The organism is Mycolicibacterium agri (assembly GCF_002553505.1).
GTDB classification, from domain to species: domain Bacteria; phylum Actinomycetota; class Actinomycetes; order Mycobacteriales; family Mycobacteriaceae; genus Mycobacterium; species Mycobacterium agri.
Genome location: NZ_PDCP01000001.1, coordinates 136,917 through 149,142 on the forward strand (window position 1 = coordinate 136,917; position 12,226 = coordinate 149,142).

Genomic DNA, 12,226 nt, shown 5'->3' on the forward strand with positions numbered 1-12,226 from the left:
CTTCATAACAGCGATCCGTCTCAGGTAGGACCGTGGTGATCAGGCCGATTCCGGCGAAGGAACCCGGAATCGCGCTGCAGCGTCTGTCTAGTCGACGATGTGTCCTGAGGCGGCCCGCAGGTGCTTGACCGCGTCGCCGACGATCGACTCGATCAACTCCGCGCACGACGGCAGATCGCCGAGGATGCCGGCCACCTGGCCCGACGCCAGCACGCCCGCCTCGGTGTTGCCCTCGACGAGGCCCGCCTTCAGCAGCATCGGGGTGTTGGCCGCCATCACCACCTGAGACCACGAAAGTTCCTTGCCGTGACGCATCTCGAGGCCGTCTTTGATCATCGACCGCCACGTCATGTGCGACATCTTCTTGAACTTCTGCGCGTTGCGCACCGCCGCGGTGAACCCGCGCAGCCGCGAACCGCTTTCGAGTTTCTCGACCAGACCGGTGCGCAGCACCCGGTGCGGCATGCCGTCGACGCGGGTGGACACCACGGTGCCGTCGAGTCCGGCCTGCAGGTAGCGCTGCTTGACCTCGTCGGGAACCGTCGAATCCGACGTCAACAGGAACCGTGTGCCCATCGCGACACCGGCGGCGCCGTAGGACAGCGCGGCGGCAAGGCCCCTGCCGTCGAAGAAGCCGCCCGCGGCCACCACCGGAATGTCGACCGCGTCGAGCACCGACGGCAGCAGCAGCGTCGTCGCGACGGGTCCGGTGTGGCCTCCGCCCTCGCCGCCCTGCACGATCACCGCGTCGGCGCCCCAGCCCGCGACCTTCTTGGCATGCTTGGCCGCACCGACCGACGGAATCACCACCACGCCGGCTTCTTTGAGCTTGGCTATCAGATCGGGTTTGGGGGCCAACGCGAACGACGCGACCTTGACGCCCTCGCGGATGAGCAGGTCCACCCGGTCGCCTGCGTCGCCCGCGTCGGCGCGGATGTTGATGCCGAACGGTTTGTCGGTCGCGGCCTTCACCTTCGTGACGGCGGTCTGCAGCTCGTCGAGCGTCATCGTCGCCGACGCGAGAATGCCGAGGCCGCCCGCATTGGCCGTCGCCGAAACCAGCCGTGCACCGGCCACCCAGCCCATGCCGGTCTGCACCACCGGATGCTCGATGCCGACCAGCTCGGTCAACGGCGTCCGCAGCCTGCTCATCCGCGGATCTCCTTGTCCCGCAGCGACTTGGGGTCGATCGCCTCACGGATAAGCTTCAGTTCGTCGTCGGTCGGCAGCCGGGTCTCGGCGGCATCGTCCAGCCCGGCGATCTCGAACGAGGTGTTCTCCCGCACCCTGTCCGGATCGACACCGGGGTGCAGTGACACCGCGCGCATGGTGTGATCCGGGCCGTTGAAGTCGAACACGCCGAGATTCGACACCACCCGGTACACGTTGACGAACCGAAACGCGGGGTTGTCGGGATCGACCTTGTCCCAGCCGATTCCGGACACCACGTCGACGCGATCGCAGAACACCCGCTTCGAGTGGTTGCCCACCCAGTAGCTGGTCGCGTGATTGATGGTGTTGCCAGGAGCGCCCCGCACGCCGAACATCTGCCGCCTCGGATGCTGCAACGGCCCGAACGCCGAGAGGTTCTGGTTGCCGAACCGGTCGATCTGGTTGGCGCCCATCACCACATGGCGTCGGCCCCACGCCAACGTCTCGAAAACCCGGCCGAACGGCATCCAGCCCTCGATCGCACCGGCCGCGCCGATCGCCGGCGTGTCGGCCAGCAGGCGAGCCTCGCCGTCGGTCAGCAGGATGTCGGGCGAGAAGGTCAGCCGGGCCAGCCGGGCACCGACCGACACCATGGTCGTCATCGGGCTGACCATGATTTCACCTGCGTCGCGGAACAATTCGGCGCACGCGACGGCACACACCTCGGCACGGGTCACCGACATCACTGCTGCTCTCCAAACTTGCGGACCGCGGCCTGGTAGTCGGCCTCGTCGCCCGACAGGTAGGTGCGAACGAACTGCTGCCAGGTCTCGTCGGACGCCGCCGACTCGGCGTAGTGGCGCTGGAACTTCTCGTCACGCTTGTAGTCCGGTTCGGCGGTGGTGAAGTGCGCCCCGTTGGGGGCCTCGACCACGCTGTCCACCATCATCCGGTTGACCAGCAACGCCTGCGGCGGAACCGATTTCACCAGCTCCTCGGTCGGCACCACCCGCTCGACGGACAGGAACCGCCGCTTTGCGGCCATCAGGTACAGATCGTCGAAGTAGGGGTCGATCCCGGTGTAGGCGGCGTTGCCCTGCTCATCGCCGAGGTTCATGTGCACGAACGCCGCGTCGAGGTTGAGCGCGGGCATCGCGATGAGCTCTTCGTAGCCGCCGTCGGTGGGGTAGGGGGACGTGACGGTCTTCAACTCCTCGCCCCAGAACGCGCGCACGTCGCTGCCGAGGCCGGCGCGGATAGGCAGGAAGGCAAGCCGTTGCGCGGCAGCCTGCAAACCGCAGCGCAGCATGCCCTCGTCCATCTCGCGCGACTCGATCGAGCCGCTGGTGCGCGCCTTGGAGAACCACGGGTCGTAGAACGGCGGCGAATCCAGCGAGACGAAACCGTAGTAGACCCGCTTGACCTTGCCGGCCGAGCACAGCAGACCGATGTCGGGTCCGCCGTAGGTGACGACGGTCAGGTCGGTGACGTCGGTGCGCAGCAGCGCGCGCACGAACGCCATCGGCTTGCGCCGCGAACCCCAGCCGCCGATGCCGATCGTCATCCCGCTCTCGATCGAGGCGACAGCCTCGTCCAGCGTCGTCCTTTTGTCTGTCACCTGGCCGACCCCTTCTTCGTCCCGGCGAACGCGTCACGATGCTCGTCGGAGACCCCGGAGAGGTTGAGCTCGAACGTAAAGCCTTGCTCCATGCGGTAACTGGTGTTCACGTTCTGCACGTCGATGAAGTTCAACGCCTCTTTGGCGGCTCTGATGACGCGGGTGTCCTTGGCGGCGATGTCGCGCGCCACCCGCAGCGCGGCCTCGTCGAGGTCGGCGCGCGGCACCACCTCGTGCACCGAACCGAAGTGGTGCAGGGTCGCTGCGTCCACGGTGGCCGCGGTGAAGAACAGCCTGCGCATCAGGTGCTGGGGCACCAGTCGCGACAGGTGCGTTGCGGCGCCGAGCGCGCCGCGCTCGACCTCGGGCAGGCCGAACGTCGCGTCGTCGGAGGCGACGATCACGTCGGCGTTGCCGACCAGGCCGATGCCGCCGCCCACGCAGAACCCGTTGACTGCGGCCACCACAGGCACCGCGCACTCGTAGACCGCGCGGAACGCCTCGAAGCATCCCCGGTTGGCGTCGATGAGGGCCGTGAAGCCCTCGGTGTTCTGCATCTCCTTGATGTCGACGCCCGCGTTGAACCCCCGCCCCTCGGCGCGCAGGATCACCACGTGGGTGGACTGGTCGCGGCCCGCGGCGGTGATCGCGTCGGCCAGTTCGAACCAGCCCCGCGACGGGATCGCGTTGACCGGCGGGTAGTCGACGGTGACCGAGACGATTCCCGGCTCGACCGTCTTCGTGGTGATCGTCATCGACAACTCCTGGGTCGGTCCCTGGGGCTCCCCCGCAGGGGTCGGCTGCCTAAGCAAGCACTTGCTTGGTACGCTAGCACAGTGACCGACACGGCTGACAGTGCTGGTTTGGCCGGCATCAATCTCCGACTCGACGGTCGAGTCGTTCTCGTGACCGGCGGCGTCCGGGGGGTGGGCGCCGGGATCAGCGGCGTCTTCGCGGCCCAGGGCGCAACGGTCGTGACGTGCGCGAGGCGTCCGGTCGAGGGATCGCCATACGAGTTCCACTCCTGCGACGTGCGCGACGACGATTCGGTCAAGGCGCTGATCGACGCCATCGCGGCGGCCCACGGCCGGCTCGACGTGGTCGTCAACAATGCGGGCGGATCGCCCTACGTCGCGTCCGCCGAGGCGTCGGCCAAGTTCAGCCGCAAGATCGTCGAGCTCAACCTGCTTGGCCCGCTGTCGGTTTCGACGCACGCGAACGCCGTAATGCAGACACAGGACAGCGGCGGCGTGATCGTCAACGTGGCCAGCGTCAGCGGCCGACGCCCCACACCGGGGACCGTCGCCTACGGCGCCGCAAAGGCGGGCGTGGAGAGCATCACGAGCACCCTCGCGGTGGAATGGGGGCCGAAGGTGCGGGTGAACTCGGTCGTCGTCGGCATGGTCGAGACCGAACAGTCCGAACTGTTCTACGGCGATGCGGACTCGATCGCCGCGATCTCCAAGAACGTGCCGCTGGGCAGGCTCGCCAAACCGGCCGACGTCGGTTGGGCCGCAGCATTTCTCGCGTCAGAAGCGGCGTCCTACATCAGCGGTGCATCGCTCGAGGTGCACGGCGGCGGCGAACCGCCACACTATCTGGCCACCACGAAAGCCGATCTCGGCTAGGCCTTTACACAATCGCCTTTACACAACCGCGTTTACCCAACCCGGACCGACCAAGGAGAAGATATGGGACTGCTCGACGGCCGTGTGGTCATCGTGACCGGTGCCGGCGGCGGCATCGGACGCGCGCATGCGCTGGCGTTCGCCGCCGAAGGCGCGCGCGTGGTGGTGAACGACATCGGGGTCGGACTCGACGGGACACCGGCCAGCGGCGGCAGCGCCGCCCAGAGCGTGGTCGACGAAATCACCGCTGCCGGAGGCGAAGCCGTCGCCAGCGGCGCCAATGTCGCCGACTGGGCTGAGGCGGAAGGGCTCATCCAGACCGCCGTCGACGCCTTCGGCCGCCTCGACGTCCTGGTCAACAACGCGGGCATCGTCCGCGACCGGATGTTCGCCAACACCACCGAAGAAGAGTTCGACGCGGTGATCGCGGTGCATCTCAAGGGGCACTTCGCGACCATGCGGCACGCGGCGGCGTACTGGCGGGCGCAGTCCAAGGCGGGCAACACTCCCGACGCCCGGATCATCAACACGAGTTCGGGCGCGGGCCTGCAGGGCAGCGTCGGGCAGGCGAATTACAGCGCCGCCAAGGCGGGCATCGCCGCCCTGACGTTGGTCGGCGCCGCGGAGATGGACCGCTACGGCGTCACTGTGAACGCGATCGCGCCGTCGGCGCGCACCCGGATGACCGAGAAGGTCTTCGCCGAAATGATGGCGACCCAGGACAAAGAGTTCGATTCCATGGCGCCCGAAAACATTTCCCCGCTGGTGGTCTGGCTGGGCAGCGCCGAGTCGCGTGACGTCACCGGCCGGATGTTCGAGGTCGAGGGCGGCATCATCCGCGTCGCCGAAGGTTGGGCGCACGGACCCGAGGTGGACAAGGGGGCCCGCTGGGAACCCGTCGAGATCGGTCCCGTGGTGGCCGACCTCCTCGCGAAGGCGCGCCCGCCGGTGCCGGTGTTCGGCGCCTGACGGGCGCGCTCTGCGTTTAGGCGGCGTCCTTCTCGGCGCGGTCGCGTGGAGCCTTCGCCGCGTCCCTCGCGGCGTCGGCGACCTTCTTGACGGCCTCGCCGGCCTTCTTGAGCGACCTGGAGACCTCGTTGCGAACGTCGCGCACGGCGCCGTCGACGCCCTCGTTGGTCTGCTGGATGTTCGACTCGAGCGTCGACGCGATCCGGCTACCCGGCCGCACCTTGTTGCCACCAGTGAGGTCCGTTGCGGCACTGTCTTTTTCAGCGCGCATCGCGGCGAGCTTCGACACCGAAGTGTTGTTCTGCTGTGCCGGCGCAAGGCTTCGAGCGCCGTTGCCGAGATCCTTGACAGTCTCAGTGGCGAACTTGACCGTGGCGTCGGCGACGTCTCGCACAGCCGCTACGCCGGTTTCGGCGCTGGCATCACGGCTGAAGTTGTACAACGCCGTCTGCGGCGCGACGATCAGGTCGCGGGTGTTGACGAACAGCTGCGTCGGCAGGTTCGCCGGCCCGACCTCTTGGCCCGCCCAGCTCTTCAGCGTCCAGCTGCCGTCGTCGTTCTTCTCGACCACAACGGTTTCGGTGTTGTCCAGCTGGTGGCTGAGCAGCAGCGTCAGATCGGGGTTGGCGACGTTCATCATCGTCCAGAACATGATCGTCGCGCCGTGCGAGAAGACGACCGGGTTTTCGCTGTCGCCCTGCGTGGGGTCCGCGATCTGCTCGAGGGCGGCGTCCATGCGCGCGTCGAACTCATTGCCGTCCTCGGATCCGGGAATCCGGACGAACCGCAGACCCAGCGTCCACGCCACCGGGGCGAGCGCGTAGCCGAGGCGTCCGAGCCCGCTGTCCTCCGATGAGCCCTCGAAGATTCCGGCGTTGATCTCCTGCAGCCCGTTGAGGACGACGATGTCCTTGCCGAAGTCGGGATTGTCGGGGTCGTCCGACACCGTGACCTGACCCGTGGGCTTGTTCTTGAAAAGGGCCGCGTACGGCCGCGCCGTCTGTTGCGTGCGGATCATGGTCGAGGCGAAGACCCCGTCGTGCGGAGTCTCGATGAGAACCGTGGCGACCTTGTCGGCCTGCTCGCGACCCGTTTGGGTCAAGCCGGGTCCGGGGACCTTCGTGTCGATGATTCCGTCGGCGTTGGCCTGCGATTCCCCGTGACGCACGAATGTCACCGTCAGGGCACCGGCGGGAATCACCGCGACGATCAACGCGAGGGCGGCCACCAACACGGCTCCGACGACGCCGAGGACCTTTTTGTTCGACGCGTGGCGCATCCGAGGCTCCATCTTCAATGGGCGGTGTGAACTGGCTCACTGTACAAGGCCTTCGATGTGTCTTGTACCGCAGATCAAATATTGACGCCCGCGAGGACAGACGGCCGAAGCGGTTCTGAAGCCGTGCCGCGTCCGTCATGATGATCGAGTGAGGCGGATGACGTGGCCGGTGATGGCCGGCGCAATGTTGTTGGTACTGGCCGGGTGTGGTGGTCAGCGAGGTGGCGACAACGGTGCGGAGGCGGCGCAGGAGCCGACGAACTGCACGGTGGAGCAGGACTCGCGCTTGAGCATCGCCACGGGAAACACCACAGGCGTTTATTACAGCCTCGGCGGCGCGCTCGCCGAGGCGATCACCGACGAAACCGACGGCAAGTTGAAGGCCACCGCAGCCGAGACCTCCGCTTCGCTGCAGAACATTCAGCAGCTGGTTGCGGGCACTCATCAGGTTGCCTTCTCGTTGGCCGACACCGCAGCCGACGCGGCCGAAGGCAAGGATTCGTTCGACGAACCGCAGCCGATCGCGGCGCTGACCCGGCTGTATCCCAACTACACGCAGGTGGTCGCCCGCAACGACGCGGGCATCAACTCGATCGCCGACATGCGGGGTAAGAGAGTGTCCACGGGAGCGCCGAATTCGGGCACCGAAGTGATCGCCAACCGGATGCTGACCGCGGCGGGGCTCGACCCGGCCAATGACATACAGGGCCAGCGCACCGAGTTGGGCAAGACCGTCGAGGGAATGAAAGACGGATCGATCGACGCGATGTTCTGGTCGGGTGGGTTGCCGACGAGCGGCATCACCGACCTGTTCACCAGCCAGCGCGGCAACGTCAAGCTGATCGACGTGACCGATACCCTCGACAAGCTGAAAGAGATCAACCCGATCTATGAAGAGGGTGTCATCCCCGCGGCCACCTACCAGACGCCGGAGGACGTACCCACGGTTGTGGTGCCCAATCTGCTTCTGGTGAACGAGAATATGGATGGCAATACTGCATGTGTGCTGACCAAGGCGCTGTTCGACCACAAGGACGAGCTGGTGAAGGTGAACAGGGCGGCCGAGGACATCAGCCTGGAGACGGCGCGTCAGACGGACCCGGTGCCGCTGCATCCGGGGGCGCAGAAGGCGTTGGACGAACTCGGCGCGAAGAGCTGACCGAACGCGAGGGCGACGGCGCCGAGTCGCCGCCGACCGAGCAGGCCGCGGCCACCGCCGCCGGCTATGAGGAGGAGAAGCCCGCCCGCGAGCTGACCGGATGGATCGGCCACGCGGTCACCGCCGCCTGCGTGCTGATCGGCGTCTTCGCCATCTATCAGGTCTTCTTCCCGCTCGCGCAGGGCAATCAGGTTTCGCTGACCTACTTCCTGGCTGCCGTGCTGCCGCTGACCCTGCTCTGCTATCGGTCCGGTGTGCGGTTCCGCCGCAGGAAGGGCGACGCCGACGACGGCGTGGTGGTGACGGCCGACAACCCGACAGTCGTCGACTGGTTGCTGGCCGCCGTCGCAGTGGTGGTCTGCCTGTATCCGATACTGCCGTTCGAATTCGCCGGAGGCGGCGGGGGTTTCGACGAATTCCTCAGCAGGCAGGGTGCGCCCGCGATGGTCGACGTCGTCGTGGGCAGCCTGGTGCTGCTGCTGGTGCTGGAGGCGTGCCGGCGCACCACGGGCGCGGCGCTGCCGATCGTGTGCCTGCTGGCGCTGGGGTATGCGTACTACGGCGGGTACCTACCGCAAGGGGCGGCGATCGCGCACGCGGGGGTGGACTGGGATCAGGTCATCAGCGCATCATTCATCCAGTCGACCGGTCTTTACGGTGTGCCGCTGGATGTTGCGGCCACCTACATCGTGTTGTTCACGATCTACGGGGCAGTGCTGGACGCGTCGGGCGCCAGCAAGTTTTTCATCGATCTGTCCCTCGCAGCGTTTCGGCGGTCGCGCACGGCACCGGGTCGCACCGTCACACTCGCGGGTTTCCTGCTCGGCTCGGTATCGGGTTCCGGCACCGCCACGGCGGTCAGCCTCGGGTCGGTGACGTGGCCGATCCTGCGTCGGGCGGGCTATCCGAGGGAGAACGCGGGCGGCATGCTCGCCGCGGCTGGCATCGGTGCGATCCTGTCGCCGCCGACGCTCGGCGCCGCGGCGTTCATCATCGCCGAGTATCTCGGCGTGCCCTATCTGACCGTGCTGGTGTGGGCGATTACGCCGACGATTCTGTACTACCTCGGCATTCTGTTGGCTGTCGAGGTCGACGCAAGGCGCTACGGCACAAGGGAAGTCGAGGTCAGCACGCAGTCGGGCTGGCGACTGATGGGCCGGTTCGGCTATCACCTGATCTCGTTGATCATGATCGTGGTGTTCCTCGCCATGGACATCTCCGCGACGCGCGCCGTGGTGTATGCGACCTTCGTGCAGATCGTGCTGTCGTTCCTGGATCGCGATCGGCGCATGACGCCGGTCCGGCTGTATGAGGCACTGGGCAGGGGCGTTCGCAGCGTGCTCGCCGTCGCCACGGTGTGCGCGGCCGCAGGCGTCATCGCCGCGATGATCTCCAGAACCGGACTGGGCCTGCAGCTGCACTCGATCCTGGTGAACACCGCGCGCGGCATCACCGAAAACCCGGCGCTGATACTGACTTTCACCGCGGTGTTCGCCGCGCTCGCCGTGGCCGTCCTCGGCCTGGCGGTGCCGGTCACGGCGTCGTTCGTGATCAGTTGGGTGATCATCGGCCCCGCGCTGCAGGATCTCGGCGTGGCTGCGCCCGCGGCGGCGATGTTCGTCTTCTACTACGCGGTGTTGTCGGAGGTCACGCCGCCGACGGCGCTGGCATCGGTGGCCGCCTCGGCGATCACCGGCGGCAAGGTGATTCCCACCATGATCCAGGCCTGGAAGTACACCCTGCCCGCGTTCCTGGTGCCATTCGCGTTCGTGCTGACCGAGAACGGCCAGGGGCTGCTGGGATTGCGGTCGATCGGCGATTTGGCTTGGACCGTAGCGGTTTCCGCGCTGGCGGTCGCGGCGCTGGCGGTCGTCACCGGCGGATGGATGATCCGACGTGCGGGGTGGCCGGAGCGGGTGCTGTGCATACCGGCGGCAGCGCTTCTGCTGTATCTGCAGCCGACCACCATCGCCATCGGTGCCGCGTTGTTCGCGGTCGCGGTCGGGGTGAACCTGGTGCTGCGGCGCCGTGCGGAGGAGCCCGCGGCGGCGGGCTAGGGCTCGCAGATCACCAGCGGGATGACGCGGTCGGTCGCTTCGCGATAGTCCCGGTACGGCGGATACATCCGAGTCAACCGCGGCCAGAGCTGTTCACGCTCTTCCGGTGTGGCGTCGCGGGCTACAAGATCGGTGTGCTCGCCGCCGATTTGGATGTGCACCTTGGGGTTGGCCTTCAGGTTGTGATACCAGCCGGGGTGCTGATCGCGGCCGCCGAAGGATGCGGGCAGCACGACACGATCGCCGTCGCGCAGATACAACGTCGGGGTGGTGCGCTGTTGGCCGCTCTTGCGGCCGGTCGTCGTGATCAGCGCGGCGGGAAACCACAGCAGTCGCTCACCCACACGGCCGTTCGTGCGTTGATACACCCAGATGTGGGCACGCGCGAACCGCTTCATCATCATCGCCAGAAGGCGCGAGTTCCGGAACGACCACTGCGTCATGGCAGAGGATTTGCCCGTGACGTCGATGCGCAAACCGGTGTCAGCCGGTGTCTTTCAGATCGGCGTCGGCAAGGCAGACGTCGGCGAGTTCATCGAGGGACAGCGGAAGCACGCGGGCCAACGCGGCGATCGTGGTGAACGCAGGCGTCGCCAGCCGGCCGGTCTCGATCTTGCGCAGCGTCTCCGGTGAGATGGCCGCCGCCTGCGCGACCTCGGCGATGGTGCGCGTTCCGCGGGCTGCGCGCAGCTGCTCACCGATGCGCTTGCCGGCGGCGAGTTGTTCGGCGGTCAACGGCAGACGAACCATGGCGCCAGCTTACCTCGCCGCGGTATGAAAATACCGCCAATCTCCGCTAGAGTGGTATTTAAATACCGATCGGAAACGTGGAAGGGAGCGGCCGGTGGTGGAACTGAAGACGCCGGACGAGATCGCAGCGATGGCCGTCACCGGCAGCTTCATTGCCGAGTTGCTCGACGATCTCGCCGGCCGGGCGCGCCCCGGCGTGAACCTGCTCGACCTCGAGCAGCGTGCACGAGAGTTGATCGCCGAGCGCGGCGCGGAGTCGTGCTACTGGGACTATGCGCCTTCGTTCGGCCGCGGGCCGTTCCGCAACGTGATCTGTCTGTCGGTCAATGACGCTGTGCTGCACGGCCTTCCGCACGACTACGTGCTGCGCGACGGCGACCTGTTGAGCATGGACATCGCGGTCTCCATCAACGGGTGGGTCGCCGACTGTGCCCGCAGCATCATCGTCGGCACCCCGCGCCCCGAGGATCAACGCCTCATCGAGGCCACCGAGAAGGCGCTCGAGGCGGGCATCGCGGCGGCCGTGCCGGGCAACCGCCTGGGCGACATCTCGGCGGCGATCGCCGGCGTGGCCGCTGACTACGGGTACCCGGTGAACACGCAGTTCGGCGGGCACGGTCTCGGCCGCACGATGCACGAAGACCCGCACGTGTCCAACGCCGGCCGCCCCGGGCGTGGCATGAAGCTGCAGCCCGGGCTGACGCTCGCGCTGGAGCCGTGGTTCGCGGCGGGCACCGACAGGATCGTCTACGACCCCGACGGCTGGACCATTCGCTCGGCTGATGGATCGCGCACCGCCCACAGCGAGCACACCATCGCCGTCACCGAGGATGGGCCGCTGGTGTTGACCTGCCGCGAGAGCGTCACCGCCGCTGCGGGCGGCCGCTAGGTACGCTACTTCTTCAGCCGACGACTGCCGCCGTGCCAATCCTCCTGCTTGCCAACCGATTCGGTGTCGACCCCGAAGCTGGCCAACTGCGGCCGTTCGCGCAGGCTGCGCTTGAGTTCGGCGAAACCGCCGAATTCGGCAAGGCCGATCACGTGGTCCCACAGCCGGCCCGCATCCTCTGCGCTTGGTAGCCGACTGATGACCGGGCCGAAGAACGCGGTGCCCTCCGGCGGGTTGAAGTGCAGGATCGGGGTGCCGACGTCGCGGCCGGTCAGCGACAGCGCCTCCTCGGTTTCGGCGCGGATCTCGTCGTCGTAGGAGGTGCCGTCCAGCGCGTCGGCGAGTTCGACGGGAAGCCCGGCTTGGCGCAGCAGCGGTTCGAGCACGCGACGTGATCCTTGATCGGCGCCCGACAGCGGATCGATCTCGCGCGATGTGTCGAACAGCCGGGTGCCGATCGCCTCATACAGCGGTGCGACGGCTTCGCGGCCGTGCTCGGCGCGGGTGCGGGCCGCGACCCGCAGCAGCCGCAGACCCGCGGTGTGACCGGCTTCGTACTCCGGCGGGAAATGGCTGTCATAGTCGATGTGCGCGTTCAGGATTCGCAGCGAGATGAAGCGCCAGTCCACTTTGTAGTCACGCTGGGCGGCGACGATGCGCACCCATTTGCTGGTCATCCAGGCGAACGGGCATACCGGATCGAAGTAGAAGTGCAGGTCCACCTG

At 67.1% G+C, this 12,226-nt stretch carries 13 protein-coding genes; 5 read left to right on the top strand and 8 right to left on the bottom strand.

Going from position 1 to position 12,226, the window contains the following annotated elements; translation table 11 throughout:
• Positions 1 to 87: 87 nt before the first annotated feature.
• From ipdC to echA20, 4 genes are read right to left on the bottom strand one after another with little or no spacing between them, the layout of a single operon-like run.
• Positions 88 to 1,152 (bottom strand): (3aS,4S,5R,7aS)-5-hydroxy-7a-methyl-1-oxo-octahydro-1H-indene-4-carboxyl-CoA dehydrogenase, encoded by a 1,065-nt coding sequence (ipdC, locus tag CQY20_RS00680; protein ID WP_097937711.1) that lies wholly within the window; start codon positions 1,150 to 1,152, stop codon positions 88 to 90.
• Positions 1,149 to 1,895, bottom strand: a complete 747-nt coding sequence (gene ipdB / locus CQY20_RS00685; RefSeq protein ID WP_163701239.1) for a cholesterol ring-cleaving hydrolase subunit IpdB — start codon at positions 1,893 to 1,895, stop codon at positions 1,149 to 1,151. The genes ipdC and ipdB overlap by 4 nt, the downstream gene beginning before the upstream one ends.
• Positions 1,895 to 2,770, bottom strand: a complete 876-nt coding sequence (ipdA, locus tag CQY20_RS00690; protein ID WP_097937713.1) for a cholesterol ring-cleaving hydrolase subunit IpdA — start codon at positions 2,768 to 2,770, stop codon at positions 1,895 to 1,897. The genes ipdB and ipdA overlap by 1 nt, the downstream gene beginning before the upstream one ends.
• Positions 2,767 to 3,525 carry a (7aS)-7a-methyl-1,5-dioxo-2,3,5,6,7,7a-hexahydro-1H-indene-carboxyl-CoA hydrolase gene (echA20, locus tag CQY20_RS00695; protein WP_097937714.1) on the bottom strand — a complete coding sequence of 253 codons (759 nt, stop codon included), beginning with the start codon at positions 3,523 to 3,525 and terminating at the stop codon, positions 2,767 to 2,769. The genes ipdA and echA20 overlap by 4 nt, the downstream gene beginning before the upstream one ends.
• An 81-nt stretch (positions 3,526 to 3,606) precedes the next feature.
• Between echA20 and CQY20_RS00700 the strand changes: the two genes are divergently transcribed.
• Together CQY20_RS00700 and CQY20_RS00705 are read left to right on the top strand one after the other, a co-directional pair.
• Complete coding sequence (locus CQY20_RS00700; RefSeq protein ID WP_097937715.1) at positions 3,607 to 4,398, top strand: SDR family oxidoreductase; 792 nt, start codon at positions 3,607 to 3,609, stop codon at positions 4,396 to 4,398.
• A gap of 63 nt (positions 4,399 to 4,461) precedes the next feature.
• Complete coding sequence (locus tag CQY20_RS00705) at positions 4,462 to 5,367, top strand: SDR family oxidoreductase (RefSeq protein WP_097937716.1); 906 nt, start codon at positions 4,462 to 4,464, stop codon at positions 5,365 to 5,367.
• Between the two features lie 16 nt (positions 5,368 to 5,383).
• On the opposite strand, the gene CQY20_RS00710 is transcribed toward CQY20_RS00705, so the two are convergent.
• Positions 5,384 to 6,646 carry a histidine phosphatase family protein gene (locus CQY20_RS00710; protein WP_097937717.1) on the bottom strand — a complete coding sequence of 421 codons (1,263 nt, stop codon included), beginning with the start codon at positions 6,644 to 6,646 and terminating at the stop codon, positions 5,384 to 5,386.
• A gap of 157 nt (positions 6,647 to 6,803) precedes the next feature.
• On the opposite strand from CQY20_RS00710, the gene CQY20_RS00715 reads away from it, so the two are divergent.
• Positions 6,804 to 7,805, top strand: coding sequence for a TAXI family TRAP transporter solute-binding subunit (locus tag CQY20_RS00715; protein WP_097937718.1), 1,002 nt, complete (start codon positions 6,804 to 6,806; stop codon positions 7,803 to 7,805).
• A 131-nt stretch (positions 7,806 to 7,936) separates the two neighbouring features.
• Positions 7,937 to 9,862, top strand: a complete 1,926-nt coding sequence (locus tag CQY20_RS00720) for a TRAP transporter permease (protein WP_371871121.1) — start codon at positions 7,937 to 7,939, stop codon at positions 9,860 to 9,862.
• Here CQY20_RS00720 and CQY20_RS00725 read toward each other — a convergent pair.
• Positions 9,859 to 10,305, bottom strand: coding sequence for a nitroreductase family deazaflavin-dependent oxidoreductase (locus CQY20_RS00725; RefSeq protein WP_097937719.1), 447 nt, complete (start codon positions 10,303 to 10,305; stop codon positions 9,859 to 9,861). The genes CQY20_RS00720 and CQY20_RS00725 overlap by 4 nt on opposite strands.
• Before the next feature lie 40 nt (positions 10,306 to 10,345).
• Positions 10,346 to 10,612, bottom strand: a complete 267-nt coding sequence (locus CQY20_RS00730) for a helix-turn-helix domain-containing protein (RefSeq protein ID WP_097937720.1) — start codon at positions 10,610 to 10,612, stop codon at positions 10,346 to 10,348.
• Positions 10,613 to 10,706: 94 nt separating this feature from the next.
• Here CQY20_RS00730 and map point away from each other — a divergent pair, with 94 nt between their 5' ends.
• Complete coding sequence (map, locus tag CQY20_RS00735) at positions 10,707 to 11,501, top strand: type I methionyl aminopeptidase (RefSeq protein WP_097937721.1); 795 nt, start codon at positions 10,707 to 10,709, stop codon at positions 11,499 to 11,501.
• 5 nt (positions 11,502 to 11,506) lie between these two features.
• Here the strand turns inward: map and CQY20_RS00740 are convergent, their stop codons facing one another.
• Positions 11,507 to 12,178, bottom strand: coding sequence for a mycothiol-dependent nitroreductase Rv2466c family protein (locus tag CQY20_RS00740; RefSeq protein WP_308494487.1), 672 nt, complete (start codon positions 12,176 to 12,178; stop codon positions 11,507 to 11,509).
• Between the last annotated feature and the right edge of the window lie 48 nt (positions 12,179 to 12,226).